Origin of the sequence: Paraburkholderia sp. MM5496-R1 (assembly GCF_050436205.1) — a bacterium.
GTDB classification, from domain to species: domain Bacteria; phylum Pseudomonadota; class Gammaproteobacteria; order Burkholderiales; family Burkholderiaceae; genus Paraburkholderia; species Paraburkholderia tuberum.
In genome coordinates, this window is sequence record NZ_JBNDLT010000001.1 from 957,588 (window position 1) to 976,882 (window position 19,295).

Annotated in this window: 13 protein-coding genes; 3 read left to right on the forward strand and 10 right to left on the reverse strand. The window is 60.7% G+C overall.

What is annotated here, in order from left to right; translation table 11 throughout:
- Positions 1-48: 48 nt before the first annotated feature.
- From OKW38_RS04805 to OKW38_RS04825, 5 genes are all read right to left on the reverse strand, one after another.
- Positions 49-2,700: a fimbria/pilus outer membrane usher protein gene (locus tag OKW38_RS04805; RefSeq protein WP_429360230.1), complete on the reverse strand. Its 2,652-nt coding sequence runs from the start codon at positions 2,698-2,700 to the stop codon at positions 49-51.
- Positions 2,701-2,898: 198 nt separating this feature from the next.
- A complete protein-coding gene (locus tag OKW38_RS04810) occupies positions 2,899-3,663 on the reverse strand; it encodes a fimbria/pilus periplasmic chaperone (RefSeq protein ID WP_429332609.1) in 765 nt (254 codons plus the stop codon).
- 99 nt (positions 3,664-3,762) lie between these two features.
- Positions 3,763-4,311, reverse strand: a complete 549-nt coding sequence (locus OKW38_RS04815; RefSeq protein WP_090811826.1) for a fimbrial protein — start codon at positions 4,309-4,311, stop codon at positions 3,763-3,765.
- Between the two features lie 254 nt (positions 4,312-4,565).
- Complete coding sequence (locus tag OKW38_RS04820) at positions 4,566-5,216, reverse strand: response regulator transcription factor (RefSeq protein ID WP_090810686.1); 651 nt, start codon at positions 5,214-5,216, stop codon at positions 4,566-4,568.
- 795 nt (positions 5,217-6,011) lie between these two features.
- Positions 6,012-6,254 (reverse strand): hypothetical protein, encoded by a 243-nt coding sequence (locus tag OKW38_RS04825; RefSeq protein WP_090810684.1) that lies wholly within the window; start codon positions 6,252-6,254, stop codon positions 6,012-6,014.
- Positions 6,255-6,410: 156 nt separating this feature from the next.
- On the opposite strand from OKW38_RS04825, the gene OKW38_RS04830 reads away from it, so the two are divergent.
- Positions 6,411-6,539, forward strand: a complete 129-nt coding sequence (locus tag OKW38_RS04830) for a hypothetical protein (protein WP_429360231.1) — start codon at positions 6,411-6,413, stop codon at positions 6,537-6,539.
- 37 nt (positions 6,540-6,576) lie between these two features.
- Here the strand turns inward: OKW38_RS04830 and OKW38_RS04835 are convergent, their stop codons facing one another.
- From OKW38_RS04835 to OKW38_RS04855, 5 genes are all read right to left on the reverse strand, one after another.
- On the reverse strand, positions 6,577-8,004 hold the full coding sequence (locus OKW38_RS04835) for a basic amino acid/polyamine antiporter (protein ID WP_429360233.1): 1,428 nt from the start codon (positions 8,002-8,004) through the stop codon (positions 6,577-6,579).
- A gap of 69 nt (positions 8,005-8,073) precedes the next feature.
- On the reverse strand, positions 8,074-9,510 hold the full coding sequence (locus OKW38_RS04840; RefSeq protein WP_429360695.1) for a basic amino acid/polyamine antiporter: 1,437 nt from the start codon (positions 9,508-9,510) through the stop codon (positions 8,074-8,076).
- Positions 9,511-9,650: 140 nt separating this feature from the next.
- On the reverse strand, positions 9,651-11,153 hold the full coding sequence (locus OKW38_RS04845) for an efflux transporter outer membrane subunit (protein WP_429360235.1): 1,503 nt from the start codon (positions 11,151-11,153) through the stop codon (positions 9,651-9,653).
- Entirely contained in the window at positions 11,150-14,209 is a 3,060-nt protein-coding gene (locus OKW38_RS04850) for an efflux RND transporter permease subunit (protein ID WP_429360237.1), read from the reverse strand. Before OKW38_RS04850 ends, OKW38_RS04845 begins: the two co-directional genes overlap by 4 nt.
- Positions 14,206-15,180, reverse strand: coding sequence for an efflux RND transporter periplasmic adaptor subunit (locus OKW38_RS04855; RefSeq protein ID WP_429360239.1), 975 nt, complete (start codon positions 15,178-15,180; stop codon positions 14,206-14,208). Before OKW38_RS04855 ends, OKW38_RS04850 begins: the two co-directional genes overlap by 4 nt.
- An 816-nt stretch (positions 15,181-15,996) precedes the next feature.
- On the opposite strand from OKW38_RS04855, the gene OKW38_RS04860 reads away from it, so the two are divergent.
- Together OKW38_RS04860 and OKW38_RS04865 are read left to right on the forward strand one after the other, a co-directional pair.
- The gene (locus OKW38_RS04860) at positions 15,997-16,767 is read left to right on the forward strand and encodes a hypothetical protein (protein WP_429360241.1); all 771 of its coding nucleotides are present in this window, start codon (positions 15,997-15,999) and stop codon (positions 16,765-16,767) included.
- Between the two features lie 3 nt (positions 16,768-16,770).
- Entirely contained in the window at positions 16,771-18,318 is a 1,548-nt protein-coding gene (locus OKW38_RS04865; protein WP_429360243.1) for an esterase/lipase family protein, read from the forward strand.
- The last annotated feature ends 977 nt before the right edge of the window (positions 18,319-19,295 follow it).

A 19,295-nucleotide genomic window follows, 5' to 3' on the forward strand; every position in this document is an offset into this window, starting at 1 on the left:
TCATCTAAGCCGCAGCGCTGGCGCTGACCGGGTATCGACCTTCGCACTTCAGCGAAGCGAACTGACAAGCGCCGCGCCCGCTGAACGTCGCGCTACGGACTTTGCCGGCGGAGACCAGACTAGCGCTGGATCACAGCTCAGCTTGATGCGCGCAACGATCCCCGCGCGCTGACCGCTGTCCGCCTTGTCGTCGTCCGGCACCGTGTAGGGCATCACGCACTGCTCCGCTGCGCGATTGCCCCAGCGCACCAGCAGCTTGCCTTCGTGCTCGAGGCCGCGCAGGTACGCGAGGCCCCCCTGACCGACGATGCCCACCGATTTCTCGGACTCGTCGAATAGCTCGGTGCCCATCGGCATGGCTTTGCCTTCCCGATCCAAAACCTCGGCGAAAATCGGCGTGCCCTGCGTGGTCGCAATCTTCACCTTGACGAGCGAACTCGCGCGCGGCACGACTTCCTCACTCGTGTTGCCCAGTTCAACGTCGAGCGACACGTCGCTCGGATCCAGCGCGACCGTGTTAACCCGGTATGGCATCAGCGAAGACACCACCGCATAGCCGTTAGCGTCAATCCTTGCACCCTGGCCATTGATGATCCGGCCGCCTTCCGCGCCTTTCGCTTCGACGAGCGCGAACGCCTGCCCAAGCGGCGGGCTCAGCGTCATGCCGTCACTGTGAACGACGACCGCGCCGTCGGCGTTGAACGCGGCTTGACGGGTCTGATTGCTGATCGATGCATTGACGTTGTAAGTAGCGAACGGCGCGCGATACATTGCGTAACCACCCGCGGAAACGGTCCGATTGTCGCCGGCGACGATCCGTGACGCGTTGACACCGTAGGTGATCGGCGTGGCTCCGCTCGTGTTGCCCGACGCAGTGGCCTGAATTGTGCTATCCCCGTTCGAGCCGCGCGAAACGTTGGTGGTCAGATAGTCGAACATATGATGCTCGTTCGAGTCGACCTTGCCGAGCGGAATCGTCAGGTTCAAACCTACCTGCGTGCTGATCTTCGAGTTTTGCAGGCGCGTGCGTTGCGCATATAGCGAGTAGGACACCCGCTTGTACGCGCTGTTGAAACCAACCTGATATTGCAGATCGTAGCCCTTCGACGCGCCCCAGTAGTTCTGCGAACTGCCGGCGATATAAAAAGAACTCGACTCGCCGATTGGCTGGTTGATATTCAGCTGCAGACGGCTGCGCGTGCGGTAGTCATACTGACCCGTGGTGTCTCGGGAGCCATATCGCGCGTACATCGCGTCATGCAGGCTATAGAAGCGTGAGGTCGAGTATCGGTAAGCCGCAACCGAAAAATTCGTGTTGGGCCCTGGAAGGAGCTTGCTGTAGCTGATCCGGGTACTGTAACCGGGACGACCACCAGACACGCCGGGAATATTCGTTCCCGCCGCCGTTACGTCAAACGCGAATGCGCCGAGCGGCGTATTGAGCGCGACACCCATCAGGCCAGCCCAGTAACCTTCCGCAAACTGTGCACCGGTGTAGGCGGTCAACAGGTTTGTCAGGCCGCGCTGATAAACCGCCTGCGCCACCCACGGATGGTTATTCAGCACGGTATCGCGATAGACACCGGTCGTCAGATTGAAACGTGCAACACCAGGCCGCAGCAACTGCGGGACGGACGCGAACGGCACCAGAAAAGTCCGCTGACGGCCGTCGGATTCTGTAATAGTGACCTGAAGGTCGCCGCCATAACCCGTAGCCGGCAGGTCGTTCAGTTCAAACGGCCCCGGCGGCACGCTGGTCTCGGCCAGGATGATGTTGTTCTGACGCACGATGATGCGTGCATTGGTATCAGCCACGCCACGCACAACCGGCGCGTAGGAGCGCATGGAATCCGGCAACATGCGGTCGTCGCTCGAAAGCTGGACGCCACGCACGTTGAATGAGTCGAAGACGTCGCCGCTCGTCGAGCTGTCGCCGATCGTCAGTTGGCTCTTAAGCGCCGTGACATCGTGTTGCGCAAACAGCGCGACACTTTGCCAATGCGTGCCGGAACCCCGGTTCTGCGAGCTTACCGTGGACCACTGGCGGAAACGCCAGCCGTTCACGTTGAATCCGCTTTGCAGACCGAGGTAGACACTGCTGAAGTCTCCGCTACCATTGTTCTGGTGGGTCATATAGCCGGCGAGACTGTATTGCACGAAGCCTGCGTTGATCCCGTTGTCCCAACGGGACGGATCAACGTAACCGGCAGCCTCCTTGCGCAATTCGATCTGTGGAATCGACAGATCGAGTTGCAGATCGGCGGTGTTGAACGATGCAACCGATCCCGGTACGGCTTCAACCAGCGGGACGCATTGCACTGACGCATCCGTATCGTCGAAGTCGCCCTTTCCTGCTTCCTTCAACCGCTGGGCCACGCGCTCGGTATCTACGCCAGCGCGGTCGAGGCCAGGCATCGTGAAACAGGGCGTTGCGATATCCGAGCCCGGCACTGCCTGAAACAGGACATCGAAGCGTCCACGCTTCTTACCATTGACGAGCAGTTCGAGCGGATAAACACCGGGAGCAACAGGATTGCCTCGCGTATAGCGTGACAAATCGGCGACGTTGCCCGTAAAGAATGCTGGATTGAACTCGACTTCTTGCGGAACTTCCGCAGCGGGCGCATTTGATGTCGCCGTGGTAGATGACGCATCCGTACGCGCAGCTTCTCCGTCGACACCGGCTTCCTGTTGCGGCAACTCGGACGCCGAGCAGTCGCTGGATGGCGTCGCCGCTGAGTCCGGCGCGCACGCGGCGACCGCGGAATTTGAGCAAAAGACCCAGCCCGACGCTATGATTGCCGCCCAAGCCAGTGGATGAAACCGGAAAGGGACATTACTGAATACTCTTTCAACCGCCGTCTTACTATTCCGCACGCCCGACATCCCGTATTTCAATTATTGATTCTTTTGCGCTTCCGCGCTTTGAGCACCTGTCACTTCCGCCGAGTCCTTGATCGCTGTACCGAAGTCGTTCAGAACCGTATAGGAAACGGTGGCAGGAGCTTTGATATCCAGCTTTCCATCTTGTGGACGGAGATCGACGTGCCCGAACGGCGGTGCCATATCGGGCAAAAGAGCGACTTTCCTGCCTGCCGTTTCTACCTCTGCCGTGCCGAGGGAAATGTAGTAGGGCGATGGGTTGTCCAGACGAACGATGCTCTGACCTTTGTCATTTGCCTCGACATGCCACTTCAGCTGTGCCCGCCCCGCCGTTGGGTCATCGAGCAACGATACCGGCCGGTAGAACATCTTGATACGCGTTCGGAACGCGAGCTGAATCATGTTCCGGTCATCAGCGTCCTTAGGCTTCGGCGGAATTTCGAGAACGTTCAGCCAATAGACAGCCTCACGGTCCTTCGGCATGTCGCCGCCTGTGAACAGGATGCGCAAAGCCTGCCCTCTGTGAGGCTCGACCCGAAATACCGCCGGCAGTAACGTGAACGGCACCTTGATTTCATTCGGGGCAGCGGCCGCATCGCCGTCGTCCAGCCATGCCTGGACCAGGACCGGACGGCTGTCAACATTGTTCAAACGAACATTGACTTCGCGGTTTTGCGCCGGATAAATAACTCGGGTACCGGTAATGGTGATAGCAGCTTGTGCAGCAAACGAGGTCACACTTAAGGCGACAGCTGCGGCGAACAACATTGGAAACTTCATTGAAGACACTCGCTCCTCCACGCGACAGATAAGCGGAATGCCACTTCGGGTTGCCTTCGAACTAGAAGAGCAACCCGATGCCATTCGGCTTAGATTCGCTTACTGGTATGCCAATGTGTAGCGAACAACAGCCGTCACGTTACCGGCCGTGGCTCTGTCTGTTGCATAGTACTGGCCGGCGTAGTACATCGTTGCCGTACCGTCGTTCCCAACAGCAACGAACTCGCCCGTGCTGCCCAGCGGAAGCACCTGCGCCGCGCCATTCGTGAAATTGTGGTCAAGCAATTGCACTTCGACGTTCGCGGCCGGCGAGGTAGTTGCCTGGTTAATGGCATTACGCGTAACCGGGTCCATGTTCGTGGTCTCGAAATGCGCCGCGACATGGGTCAGCGTTGCCGGGCACTGCGACACCGAAATGTTGAACGGCGTGGACCCGCCGACTACGCCAGCCGCAGGCAACGTCTGCGAAGACACCCGAGGCAGCGTGACCGTTTGGTCCTCGTCACCCGAGTTGATCACACAGGTGTCGTCATACAGTTCTCCATTGAACGTTACCTGACCTGTGCCCGGTACAGCTTGAGCGAAAACCATCGGCGCGACGGACAGGCCCATCAGCGCGATCATGAGTTGCGTTACTTGTTTTTTCATGAGATTCCTCTTTGTTGCCATTTCAGAACTACAAACCCTTGTGAAGCCGGGACGTCCAGCGATCGTCAAGGCAGAGGAATGATCTCATTGAAGAAGATCGGTGTTAATGGGCCAATACCCAAAATGAAATACCAAATAGGTCAGTCGAGAAACGGCGTGTCGATTCCTCGAACTGAACAGGTCACAGGACCACCCTACGATAGGGAGAAGGCGCCACGAGAACGACAGAATCCGCCTGAGAATCGCGGCAATTGCTACGAGCAGGACCACTCGCGCACGATTGTGACGAGTTCTACGTCGTTTCTGGCACCGAGCTTCTTCATGCCAGCGTTCTTCTGATTGCTCACGGTCTTCGGACTGCGATTGAGCCGCTCGGCAATTGTTGCGATCGACATCCCGTCGCAGATCATTCGCACGACCGTCGATTCTTTTTCAGATAGCAAATTGAGAGAAGATCCGCCTTGCGCTGCGCGCCCCGTTGCGCGCAACATCTTGTCCGCAATGGAATCAGGCAGAAACACGCTTTTATTTTTGGCAACGCGGACGGCAGCGGTAAGGCTGACAAAGCCCTCGGGACCCTTACCGACGAAGCCGGCCGCCCCCGCGTTGAGCGCAGCTGAAATGATGTGCGTGGAAGAATGCGTACTCAAAAAAACTACTCGTATGGCTGGGGCGACACGCCGGATCCGGTCAAGAAGGTTGAGACCGTCGGCATACGGATCGCCTTCGAATTCGTAGTCGCACACAAGAACATCGACTGGCACTTCGACCAACCGCTGGAGAAGCAGGCCAATACTGTCGCTTTTGAAGCAGACCTGGATGTCAGGACAACGCTGAAGAAGATGCTCGACGCCGAGGAGAATAAATGGATGATCGTCGGCGATACCCACTCTTATTTTGTTCACTCACACTCCATACCACGCAGGTGAATACCTTTTCCTTGCCGAAACACCCTGCATGATTTGTCACCAAAGTACCATGGCATTTCACGCCGTTACATGATGAGAAAGGCGCAGGGCATCTCGTCCCATCCACTCGTCGACTTCCCTGATCCTGTGTGTCGCCACGGGACGCTGCGTTTGCGTGGGCCTAGCCGCACACCTCAGCAGCAAGATCGAGAGCCGCAACCTTCCTGCTTCTAATGAAGCGAACGGCGTCGGGAACGCCTATCATCTAAGCGCACCAGGCGGTGCAGTCCAGATAGCGCATATCAAATTGTCTTGATCGTTCCACAAAAGCATTTTGGCACCACGCAAATAGAAGTTTTCGAACCAGTGTTTTTTAAAACGATGCAAAATCGGTGAGAAAGTCGGTGTGCTTTGGTAAAGATAAAGCAATTTTTGGGCATGCAACCTGGCATGGATCAATCATGAAGATGGGATAGCGCAACGCACCCCAACTCGTCGGCGAGGAATTAAAACATCTTCGCCTTGCGCAGAGGCGGATTGTACAATGCGCTAACAAGAAAAAAGTCAGCAGAGTCCTATATGCGTCCTAGGTGCAAGAAGTGCTTTCAACATCCAGCCCAGTCGGCCCGTCGCAATGCCCCATCGCCGCCGGCGTCACGGCCGTGTTTCTTCTAGCGGACCGCGGCGACAGCAGGTCCGCGGTCGCGGGCCCATTTGCTTCAGCCATTTCTGTGCGTTCATTTCGTTCTCCTGTTGTGTATGGCCGGATGACATCGACGGTGACTCCGGTCACTAATCGGTAATGCGCTCGTCGAATACGGTCAGCGCGGCGAGACTGACGAGACAGCACGCGCTCATGTACCAGGCCGGCGCATAGGCGCTGCCCGTCACGCCAATTAGCCACGTCACGACGAACGGCGCGAAACCGCCGAACAACGTCACGCCGACGCTATAGATGATCCCGAGCGATCGCCCGCGCATTTCGCGCGGGAATCCTTCGAGCAGCAGCAGAAAGCCAGCCGGATTGCCGAGCACCCACAGGCCGATTTCCGATATGGACGTAGTCTGGCCGCCGGCCAGGTAGCACGCCGGGTCGGCGAAACGCGAATTGGCGAAGGTCAGGCTGTAAGGTATTGCTCGACGAGCGTGGCCCAGTAGGCGGAGCCGATCGGCAGTGCCTGATCGTTGAAGATGAAAAAGCTGGGTTTCATTGAAACGTCGCGCACGGCGAGACTGCATCTGATGCAGCGCGAAGGCGCGATTCACACGCGCCCGGCCGACTATTTCATCCGCTGCATTCGCCAGGCCGCGATCACGTGAGCCGCGCGGCGCGCGAGCGGGAGCAGGAGCGGGAGCCTTAAGCCGCAAAATGATTGCGCACGAGATCGACGAACGCGACCAGCCCGGTAAGCAGAACCACGATGAACAGCCAGCGTTCGAGCAGCGTAAACACAGGCCGTTTCCCCTTGCGACGCTCGGCGATGTAAAACCACACGGTCGCCGCCGTATAAAGCACGGTCGACATCAACAGATAATGCAGGCCGCCCGCGTACACGAGAAAGAGCGCGTAGCCGCAGCCCAGCAGCGCGAGCATGAAATCGATGCGCCGTGACCACGGCTGCCCCGCATACGATTCGCCGCTCGCTGCGAGCTTCAACCCATAGCCGGCGACGAGCAGATACGGGATCAGGCTCATCGACGTCGTGAACTCCTTGGCCAGCGTGAACGCTTCTTTCGAAAACAGCGTCACGATCAGAAAGGCCTGAATCACGAGGCTCGTCATCCACAGTGCGGCGACCGGTACGTGGTTGCGGTTTTCTCGCCCGAGAAACGCGGGCATCGTGCGGCTCTTGCCCGCCGCGTGCAGAATTTCGGCGGCGAGCAACGTCCATGCAAGATAAGAACCGAGTACCGATATCAACAGGCCGAGCTTGACCGCGACCGCGCCCCAGGCGCCGACCGCGGCGCTCAGCACGCCAGCCATCGACGGATTTTTCAGCGTGCCCAACTGCTCGAGCGGCAACACGCCATACGACAACAACGTGACCATGACCATCAACGCAAGCACGCAGAGAAAGCCGAGTACGGTCGCGACCCCGACGTCGCGCCGTTCGCGTGCATGCCGTGAATAGACACTCGCGCCTTCGACGCCGAGAAACACGAATACCGTGCCCAACATCGTCTTGCGCACCTCGCCGAACAGACCGGTCGCCGACGGCTCGGGAACGGTCCACAGGTTCCCGAGGAACAACTGCCACTTGACACTCGATAGCACGAGCACCGCGAACAGTCCAAGCGCCAACAACTTGGCGGCCGTCATCGATGCATTCACTACCGACGAGCCCTTCACGCCGCGCAGTATCAGAAAGTGAAACACCCAGATCATCAGCGAGGAACTGACGATCGCGCTAAACGTATTGCCAGCGCCGAATGAAGGCGCGACGATCGCGAGCGCGGACTTGATCAGCACGAGATACGCCACGTTGCCGAGACAGCTGGCGCACCAGTAGCCGAACGCCGACAGAAATCCCGTGTAGCGTCCAAACCCGACGCGCGCATACGTGTAGACGCCAGCGTCGAGTTCCGGCTTGCGCCATGCGAGCCGTTGAAAGATCAGCGCGAGTATCAGCATGCCGGAGCCGGTGATGGTCCAGCTGATCAACGAACCGACTACGCCGGTATATTTGCCGAGCGCCTGCGGCAACGAAAAGACGCCCACCCCGACCATCGAGCCGATCACCATCGCCATCAGGCCCGGCGCTGAAAGTCTGACGCGCTTGTCCATTGCTGCGATCGCTCTCCCGCGAACACGTTCCGATCGAGCCGCGCTCGTGCGACTACGATGATCGACCGCTCAGATGACGATCGTGCCGGTGGCGAGGCCGATCAGCGCGCCAATCGCGCCGCAGGCCGCGACGGCCAAGATGACCCACTCGACTTTCGAAAACACCCGCTGCCCGCGCTCGCGTTTGGCCACCACATACAGCACCGTACCGGGCGCATAAAGCAGCGCCGATAGCATCAGGAACTTCAGGCCGCCCGCGAACAGCAAAAAGGCCGTATACAACGTCGCGAACATCGCGACGAAACCCTCGGTGCGCAACGCGCCGCTCAAGGTGCCGCCATTCTGTCCACTATCGTCACGCGCGGCCTTGATGCCGTATGCGGCCACGAGAAAATAAGGAATCAGCACCATCGAGCTCGTGAGATTGAGCATCAGCGCAAACGCATCGGTCGACCAGTACGTGCTGATTACGAAACACTGCACCACGGTACTCGTGAGCCAGATCGCGGCGACCGGCAGCTTGCGCTCGTTTTGTCGCGCGAAGATACGCGGCATCGTCTCGAGACGCGCGGCGGCGAACAGCACCTCGGCACAGATCAGCGACCATGCGAGGTACGCGCCGAGAATCGAAATGATCAGACCGGCGCTGACGAACACGACACCGAATGGGCCGAGCAGCGCGCCGAGTACCGCGGCCATCGACGGCTGGCGCATCACCGCGATATCGGCGCGCGGCAAGGTCGCGTAAGGCAGCAGCGTCACCAGCACCAGCAGACACAGCACGGCGACGAAGCCGGTGATCGTCGCGGCGCCGACGTCCGAGCGCTTTTTCGCATAGCGCGAGTACACGCTCGCACCTTCGATACCGACGAACACGAAGACGGTGACGAGCATCGTCGCGCGAACCTGCGAGAACAAGCCCTTGCCGATCTGATCGCTGCGTTCCCACAGATTCGCGCGAAACATGTCGGCGCGAAACAACGCGATCAGCATCACGATGAACAGCACGATTGGAATCAACTTCGCGACCGTGACGATCGTGTTGATCATCGTGGCCTGCTGGACGCCGCGCAGCATCACCAGATGAAACAGCCAGATGCCCACCGACGACACGAGGATCGCGGTCGCCGTATTGCCGTTGCCGAAGGCCGGCACGAAAGCGCCAAGCGTCGATTTGATCAGCACCCAGTACGACACGTTGCCGAAGCAGCCGGCCATCCAGTAGCCGAATGCGGATAGAAAGCCCGCATAATCGCCGTAGCCCGCTCGCGCGTATGCGAACACGCCCGCATCGAGCTCGGGCCGTCGCTGCGCGAGCGCCTGAAAGACGCGCGCCAGCGCATACATGCCGATGCCCGCCACGCACCATGCAATGACCGCGCCGAACGGTCCGGTCGCGCGCGCGAAATTGCGCGGCAACGAGAAAATCCCTGCGCCCACCATTGAGCCGACGACCATCGCGGTCAATGCGGGCAACGACAGTTTCGTCTCGACCTGGGTTGCCATCGTCCACCCTTCAGAGAAGCTGATTTCCTCCAGAAATGGGCTTACGCGGAGCAGGTACGCGTGCATTGCGCATCTCCTGTCAGTTCTCGCGACTGAAGCCAACGGCCTTGCGAGTACCGGACCGCACTCCTCCTGGTCGTTCACTGTGAGGCCGGCGCCGGTGCCCTCGCGGTGGCGGGCGCGGCTTCCGTCGGCGCTCGTGTATTCGAGGCCACTGGCGGATTGGCCAACCAGCCGCCTCCCATCGCCCTGAACAGCGCGAACTGTGCCTGCAGTTCGCCGACCTCTTCCCTCGCCTGCGACGACTGGCTTTCGAGCAGCGCAACCCGCACCTGATCGATATCGACGCGGCCGGTATCGCCGAGTTCGTAGCGACGTCGCACCTGGCTCAACTGCGTGGTGCGACGCGTGACTTCTTCATTGCGTGCCTTGAACAACTCGTCCTGCCGGTTCAAACGCGCCAGTGCACGGTCGACGTCATAGAACGCGCCGAGCGCGGTCTTTTCATAGTTCAACATGGCCTGCTGCGCCTGCGCATCCGATGACTCCACCTGCGAGCGCCGCGCGCCAAAGTCGATCAGCGGCAGCGCCATCGCCGCGCCGAATAGCCAGAACGTGCTGGCCCCGAGGCTTTGACCCGCGATCTCCCAACCATTGCGTGCAAGCAAACCGCTCAACGACATGGTCGGCCAGTAGTTGAGCCGCGCGACATCCGACTGCCTGAGCGCCGCATTCACGCGTGCCTGCGCCGCGATCAGATCCGGGCGCCGCATCAGCAGGTCGACCGGCTGGCCGGGCTCGATATGCGGCAGCGCGGTCATCAGCGTGTCGCTTTCATCGAGAATCCCCGCAAATTCCGCGGGCTGCACGCCGCATAGATTCTGCAAATTGAGTCGTGCCTGCGCGATGCCGTTCTCCACGTCCTGCAAACGCGCATCGACCTGCGCGCGGCCGGCGCGCGCTGCTTCGATGTCCGTACTCAGCACGAGACCCGCGTTAAAGCTCTTCTCCGCGATGTTGACGAAGTCGTCCGCGATCGCGCGGCTCTGCAGCAAAATCGCGCGCTGACGCAGCAGCCCGCGATAGGTGACGTACAGATCCGCGACACCCGACACCACGCTCAGGCGTACCGCCTCCGCGTCGCCCGCGGCCGCGCGTGCCTGTTCGCGTGCCGCCGAGAGCCTTGCGCGTCCCTGACCGAACAGGTCGATCTCCCATTGCGCGTGCAAGCCGACACGCCAGAACTGCGCATCGGTATTGTTGATGCCGAGCACTTCCTCGAACTCGAGCTGCGTCTCGCCGCCGTGATACTTCGCGGCGCTCACGCCAGCACCGACCGACGGCAGCAGTTGCGAGCGAGCCAGCCGGATCCCGGCCTGCACCTGATCGACGCGTGCGTAAGCGGTCGCGATGTCGAAGTTGTGCGCGAGCGCGAGATCGATCAGTTTATTCAGCGTCGGGTCGTTGTACTGGGTCCACCATGCCGCGAGCTGCTGCTCGGACATCGGTGTCGCCACGCCCGGTTGCGCCTCCGAATACTGCGGCGGAAACGCGGCGGGCTTTTGCAGCTGCAATGAACCCGTACAGCCGGCTTCGAGCAGCAGGGCCGCGAGGGCGAGAAGATAAGGGCGCGCGCGGATCATTTTGCTTCCGGGTGTCGACCCGGCTCCCATTCCGCCTGCCTGATCGAGAACAGCATCGCATACAGCGCCGGCACGGCGACCAACGTCAGCACGGTGGCAAAAACGAGGCCCGCCATAATCGTGATCGCCATGTCCTTGAAGAAAGGATCCCACAACAACGGCGCCATGCCGAGCGCCGTCGTACCGCCCCCCAGTATCACCGGCCGCAGACGGTTCATCGCGCCGTGGGTCACCGCCTGCATGCGCGGCACGCCCGCGGCGATCTGCGAATCCATCTCTTCGACGAGCACCACGCCGTTCTTGATCAGCATGCCGATCAGACTCAATAGACCGAGCAACGCCATGAAGCCGAACGCGCCGCGAAATAGCAGCAGACCGAGCGTGACGCCGACGATCGACATCGGCACGACGAGCAGCACGACGAGCGCCGGCTTCAGGCGTCCGAACATCATCAGCACGAGCAGCGCCATGCCGATGAAGCCGAGCGGCAGTTGACGGAACAGGCTCTGCTGCGCGCGCGTCGACGATTCGTGCTCGCCGCCCCATTCGAAGCTATAGCCCGGTGGCAGCTTGATGTTCTCGATGCTGGAGCGTATGCGGTTGAACGCGTCGACACTGTTCTGCCCATAGATCGGGTTGGCCGAAACCGTCAGCGTGCGAATCCGGTTTTCGCGCGCGATCTGGCCTTCCTCGGTACCGACCGCGAAGCCGTTGACCACGTCGCCGAGCGGCACGTAACGGCGCAGCCCCGCGCTGAACACCTGCAGGTCCTGCAGACCCGCGACGCCACGCGTGTAGTCGGGCGAACGCAGCACGATCGGCAGTAGCTGATCGCCTTCGCGATAGATGCCCACCCGCAGGCCTTCGCTTGCATAAGCCATCGTGTCGCTAACCTGACGGCGCGTCACACCGAGCGAGCGCGCCCGCGATTCGTCGAATTCCGGCCGCACGATGCTGATCGGGTCCTCCCAGTCGTCGCGAATCGCGATGATGCGGCCGTCCGCCTTCAGCACATTCTGTGCTTCTTGAGACAAGCGGCGCAGCACGGCCGGATCGGGTCCGGAGAAGCGTGCCTGAATGGCCGCGCCACCGCCGGGACCGAACTTCGGCCGCGTGACCGTCCATTGCTGTTCTGGGAAGCGCCTCTTCAGGTCCGCTTCGATGTCCGGAATCATGTCGTCGATCAGGCTCTGGTCCTTCGCGCCGACGATGAACTGCGCGTACGACGGATTGCGCGTTTCCGGATCGTAGACGAGGGAGAAGCGCGTCGCGCCCGAGCCAATATACGTCTGCACGTTGGTGACGTCCGCATGCTTGAGCAGCAGCTTCTCCACCGCGCGGCTCTTTTCGACCACCGCGCGAATATCGGCGCCGCGCGGCAAACGCATGTCGACATAGAAGATCGGCGTGGTCGACGCGGGGAAGAAGCTCCGCTCGACGAAACGGAACGCCCACCCGGCCAGCACGGTCAGCGCGACGAGGCCGATGACCACGAGCACGCGCTGTCGGGTGACCCATGACAACAGCTCGCCGTAACGCTTGTACAGCTTCGACTTGAACGGGTCGTCATCGATGATGTCCGCGGGCTTGAAAAGATACGTGCCGAACAGCGGTGTCAGGGCGATGGCGATCACCCAGCTGAATAGCAGCGAAATCGCAGCGACGGCGAACAACGACGCACAGAATTCGCCGACCGAATCCGGCGACAGGCCGATGCCCGAGAAAGCCAGAATCCCCACAATGGTCGACGCGAGCAGAAGCCATTGGCTTTGTTTGAGAATCTCGGTCGCCGCCTGGAGATGCGACATGCCTCGTTGAACCTTCACGAGCATCCCCTCGACCACCACGATGCTGTTGTCGGTCAGCATGCCCATCACGATGATCAGCGCGCCGAGTGAGATACGCTGCAGCTCGATGCCTGCCGCGTACATCACCAGCAGCGTGCCGAGGATCGACAGGAACAGCTCGACGCCCAGCACGACGCCCGCGCGCCAGCCGAGCGCAATGCCCAGCGCGACACCGACGATCGCCACGGACAGGAACACGTCGAAGATAAAGCCGCGCACGCTCTCGTCGACGACCTGCGGCTGATCGTAAAGCGAGTGCAGCTTGATGCCGATCGGGAGGTCACGCTCGAGTTCGGCGAGCCTCGCCTTGAGCTCCTCGCCGACCCTCACCACATTGACGCGCGGCCGCGCGCTGATACCGATCGTAACCGCGGGCTGGCCGTTATAGTGAATGACCTGGTTCGGAATCGTCGCGTAGCCGTGGCTTACCCGCGCGATGTCGCCGAGCAGCAGCGGGGCGGGCGTATTGTTGACAGGCAGCGAACGAATGGCCTGCAACGAATCGAGCGAGCCGGACGGCGCAATCCGCAACGACAGGTCGCCGACACGTTCGCGGCCCGCGGGCCGAACCTCGTTCTGCACGAACAGCGTCTGCGCAAGATCGTCGGTGGACAGATCGTTGGCGATCAGTTGCGACTGGTCGACGTCGACCGAGATCTGCTCCTGCTGCTCACCGGCGATCACGATGTCGGACACGTCGCCGAGTGTCAGCAGTTGGCGGCGCAGTTCGCGCGCGTACTCATACAGTTGCGCCTGCGTGTAGCCCTCGCCGGTCAGCGCGTAGAACATCCCGTAGACGTCGCCGAAACGGTCGAGCACGAGTGACGGTCCCGCGCCCGGCGGAAGCCGGGGCTGTGCATCCGATACCGACTTGCGCAGCTCGTCCCACACCTGCGGCAATTGCGCCGACGTGTACTGGTCGCGAATCTCGACGCGGACTTCAGAGTAGCCCGGTGTGGAACGCGAGGTCAGCCTGTCGACCTGCGGCATCTGCTGGATCGCGCTTTCGAGCCGGTCCGTCACTTCCTGCTCGACCTCGTGCGCACTCGCGCCCGGATACAGCGTCACGACGACCGCGGTCTTGATCGTGAACTTCGGGTCTTCGAGCCGCCCGATGTTGTAGTACGCGAAGATGCCGCCCAACAGCGAGATGAGCGTCAGAACCCACGCGATCAGCGGCTTTTCGATAAGGGGGCGCGCGAGATTCATTGAGGCGCATCCATTGGACGGACCGCCATTCCCTCTTTCATGAACTGCGAGCCGCCGGCCACCACGCGGTCGCCCGCCGCAACCGCCCCCGCGACGACCACATCGTCATTGCGAATTTCGCGCACGCTGACCGGCACCGCATGCACACGGCCGGACGCGGCGTCGTAGCGCCACAGACTGCGCTGACCGTCCGCGCCGATCGACACCGCGGCGATCGGAATCGCGAAGTACCCTTTGTTGCCGTTTTGCGCGACCTGACGCGCCGTTTCGGAAATCTGTACGCGCATCGCCATGCCGGGGAACAGCATCGCGCTTTGCGGTCCTTCGATGGAGAACACGAGCCGGTAGGCCGCCGAAGTCGGCGAGGTCTGCGTGGTCCGTTCGCGGAACACGAGCGGGAAGCGGTTCTGCGGCCGCCCGGGCAGCCACGCCTCGGCTCTCAGCGTCTTGTCGACGAATAGCCGTTCGGCAATGCTCTGAGGCAGATCGACGCCGACATCGGCACGGCCGATGTTTTCCAGATTGAACGCGGGCGCCCCAGCCTGCACGACCTGCTGGATCTCGATGTTGCGGCGAGCGATCCGGCCGTCGAATGGCGCGACGAGCTGGGTATTGCGCAGGTCGCGGCTCGCCAGGTCGCGTGCCGCGCGTGCGGCATCGGTGGAAGCCGACAACTGCTCATAGGCAGCCTGAGACAGAATGCCGTCCTTGCGCAGCACCGCCTGGCGCTTCAGGTTGTCGCTCAGCTGCTGATACTGCGCGTTCGCGCGTTGCAGTTGCAGCTTGTAGGGTTCCTCGTCGATCCGCGCGATCAGTTGCCCGCGTTTCACCGACGCGCCTTCGAGCACCGCGATCTGCACGACGCGGCCCGATACTTCGAAGGCGAGCGGCGAGATGCTGGTCTGCTCGACCCGCCCGGTAAAAATGCGAATGGCGGAAGCGTCGGCCGGTTCGACCCTGGTGAGCTGCACGGCTGGCCTCGTATCGCCACTCTGTGTTTCGGTCTGCCGTTGGCAGCCCGACAGTGAAACGACAAGCGCGCAGGTCAACGCGCACGACAATGCGCCGGTCAGTGCGATTCCGCCTGATCGGCGAGGCCGCGGTGCATCGGAGCGGTTTGCATTCATGACGTTCTCGGCTGACTGCTGGCGCAACCCGTGTCGTAAGCCCAGCGGCAACGTAGCTCACGGGCCGGCGAATACGAGACCCTACAGGTTGCTCAGCAATTCATAGGGGCCCATGACAGTGGACCGATGGGTGCATCCGCTTCGACTTCCACGGCCAGGTCAGATTCGAGGAACAGCGGCATCCCTTCTGTCGGACCGGCAACGTCGTTCAAACCAGTCTATCGGCGACAACTGTGTTGTGGCCGTCAGGACTACAGCCGCGACCGATGTGTCGTCATTCCGGCTCCGTTCATCAGGCATCCTGTCGAACTGCCAAACTGCTTCGCCATGCCGAAGCAAGACTGAGGAACTTGACGAATCCGCCCTGTATGGAATGCACGACGATTCCGCAAAACCTGAAGACGAATGAATATGCGGGCGGATTGCAGCGTTGAATCAGATCCCTTCGATTGAACCTTGCTGCAAAATTATTAAAGTTCCCAAACAATTCGCTGTCAAGAGCCTCACAGGCGCAGCACGATCGTATCGATTGCTTACCTTAAGCGGTATATCAAAGCCGTCATAGGCGTTCATGACTTCGCGCAGTTCACTGGTGGTTTGCCCGTGTCATGCGTGCGTCATTGGCCCCTTTCAGTTCGTCACAGGCATCATGGCCGAACAATGCGCAAGCCGTCAATCGATTCGCGACTTGCTACGGTCATACCGACTCGTTCTATGGTTGCTTCGGCTTCTGTTGATGAAATATACGCATGGCTATTCTGCTGTACTGTTGACGAAATGCCATGGGGAAAAAACGCTATAGGTTTCAAGGAATTTTTGTTTCGCCGATGGGTGACGCAACTCTGCGTGAAAAGAAAGTTGGCAATTGCAACGTCGCGGGCCGCCGCCAGCGTTCATCGCTTGCATCGGCGTAGCGCGGCTGCCCTCTCGCACGAACCGGTTCGACGCATCATGACGCGCTCGCTCGCATCGTGGACATCGCGGTGCGCGGCACTCGCGCTGCTCACTGGCGGTCTTCTGTGCGGTTGCGCGATGGTCACCGTCAGCTCACAAGGCCCGGAGCAGTACATCGCGATGCGCCGCGGCGACATTCTATCGACCGGCCGTCTGAGCGCCGCGACGCGAGACACCCTGCACATCGCGGCACTCGATGGGAACACCTGCCAACGTGAGCCGCTCGATTGCATCAATACGATCTCGACCGTCGACGGAATCAATACCGACCGGCGATTGTCGAGCCTCGCCGAACTGTCGTTGCAGATCGCCATCACCAACACGCCGGCCAACGCCAGCGATTGGAGCGACGCGCAATTCGATCTGTGGCTCGGGGCCGCGCGATTCGCGTATGCATTTCTGTTCCTCGGTGAACGCACTGCTGGCGAACGTGCATTCGAAGATCGTCAGACCCAGGTCCGTGACTACTACAACTAGGCGGTGCAAGAACTTGCCCACGCGCTGCTTCTGCGTGGCGCGCTCGCTACCGATGCCGGCAACGGCGTGCCGGGTACGCAGTACATGGCAGGCTGGTCCATTCATCCCGACCTGAGCCGAACCCGGCTACCCGAAGGCGTGCGCGAACCGCGCGAAGTCATCCCGGCGTCGCGGCTGTCGTTCGCGGGGATACGTAGCATTTATCGACGCGATGGTTTGGGGGCGGAACTCGTTGCTGTGATGAACGTGCCGCCGCCTGAAGATGATGTCGATGCGGGTGGCAATGCCAGCGCCGACACGCGTGTGTCCGCCCGCGTCGATGGTCCCGCGAGCGCACCGTTCAACCTCGGCGTGTCGTCGGCAGCCGCGGGACGGCCAAGGCCGGCGTCGCGCTTTTTCCGCGAGATGCCGTCGCCGAACATGACCGCGTCGATCTGGTTCAGCCAGGCCACGCTCGAACAGGTGCTTGCCTCGCATGAGGTCGTGCTGTCCGTCTATGATCCGTATCGCGAAGACAGTGTCGAGCGACACGGCCAGACTGTGCCACTTTCGGCCAACTTCAGCGCGGGCTACGGCATCTGGCTCGCGCGCTCGGGCTTCGCCGGGCAATCGTTGCGCACGCTGTTTGGACGCGCACACGGTATCGATACGCCCCGCATCTACATGATGCAACCGTTCGATCCCAATCGACGGATCATTCTGATGCTGCACGGCCTCGCGAGCAGCCCCGAAGCATGGGTCAACGTCGCCAACGATATTCAGGGCGATGAAGTGCTTCGCCAGCATTTCCAGGTGTGGCAGGTCTACTACCCGACCAACGTGCCGATTCTGGTCAACCTCGCGCGCATCCGCCGCGCCACGCAACAGACGCTCGCGCACTTCGATCGAGACGGTACGGTGCCGGCGTCGCATGGCATGGTGTTGATTGGTCATAGCATGGGCGGCATTCTGGCGCGGCTGCTCGTGTCGACTTCCGGCGACGCGCTTTGGGCGACGTTCGAGGACAAGTACGTGCCCGAGGGCACCGATATCGATCGCGAGGACGAGCGGCCCGATCGGCTACTGAACTTCACGCCGATGCCGCAAATCGAGCGCGCCATATTTATCGCGGCCCCCCATCGAGGCACGCCGTTCGCGAGCAACCGGCTGTCGCGCTGGGCGGCCAACCTCGTGCGTCTGCCGCTTGCCCTGCTGAACGAGATCGAGGAAGTGATGCAGACGGCGACGAACATCGAACCGCAGGGACGGACCTTCCATGTGCCTAGCAGCATCGAACAGCTGCGCGAAAACGGGCCGCTCGAAGATTCCGACGATGGCGTGGTCCCTTATCGCAGCGCGCATCTCGTGGGCGCGCTGTCGGAGAAGGTGATTGTTGCTGGACACAGTGTGCAGGAGACGCCGCGGGCGATCCTCGAGATTCGGCGGATCTTGCATGAGGATATTGCACAGATCGATCAGCGCGGGGAGGTTTGCGGGGAGGCTCGGATAGCGAAGCGATGGCGGCGGGGCCAGCTGTCTTTCGCGGCGGCTCGGACTTGGGCTCGGGGTTGACGAGCTTGCTGTTGCTGGGCTCCGTTCGAATCACTGGTACAGCGTTCCGAATCAAGCCAGCGTGATCGAGGCAGGCGCGGAAGATTGGTTTGAATGAGCGGTCAGGTCAGCGGAACGCTCGAAAGATCGCGACGGCCGCTCGAAATTCTTTCGCTACAAATTACGTATTGAACGTTACGGATTGGCGGGGCACGTGTGTTCATTCTTGCGCGTTGTCGTCGTTTGGCGGGAGTGATGGGGTATCGTGCACCAATTTGACTGATTGGCGTGAAACAATGGCGTGCATTGGTGAAAAAAGTCTTTTAAAACAATAGGTTGACACGCATAGAAGACGTTTCGCAATGTTTCACGCCGTGTCGGTTGGCGAGATTGGCCGAAGAATCGAAAATTCTCGCTCGTATTGGCTAAGAGTCACTCATTTTTCGATATTTAGTTCGCGAAAGTTGGCGGTATGTTCAGTCCCCGTATATTGTTAGGTCGCCGATGCGCGACCGCTGCATCTGCTGAAGTTCAAGTTGGCCACACGCGTGGCGACTGACAGTCGCTCGCATTGCCGATGCGCGATCGTCTTTATCACAGGGCGGGCCGGGAGAGACTCTTTACGTTCGCGAGATTTCCGCGCTTGCCCTCACCTATCCTGCCGTCCATCGTCCGACAGATTTCTTGCGGATGATCTGGGAGCAGCGATGTTGATTTCGCGCTGAACGAGTGGTCTGACGCAGGCCCATCCGGGTGGCGTGACATACGATCGGACGGAGATCATTCGTTGCGGTCGAGTCACTCACTACTCCGATGCTTGCCCAAAAATGATCGGCGCGGTTGCGATGCATCCCTTCGAATACTTCTATCTGGGTGTCTCCCCGGCGGGTGGGTAGATCGGTAGGCGTGACGACCGACATCAACTACCTTTAGAGTGTCCTCTCTTGACGACGGTGGGATGTTGGTTTAACGCGATTACGACCAATTCATCGCGGCCG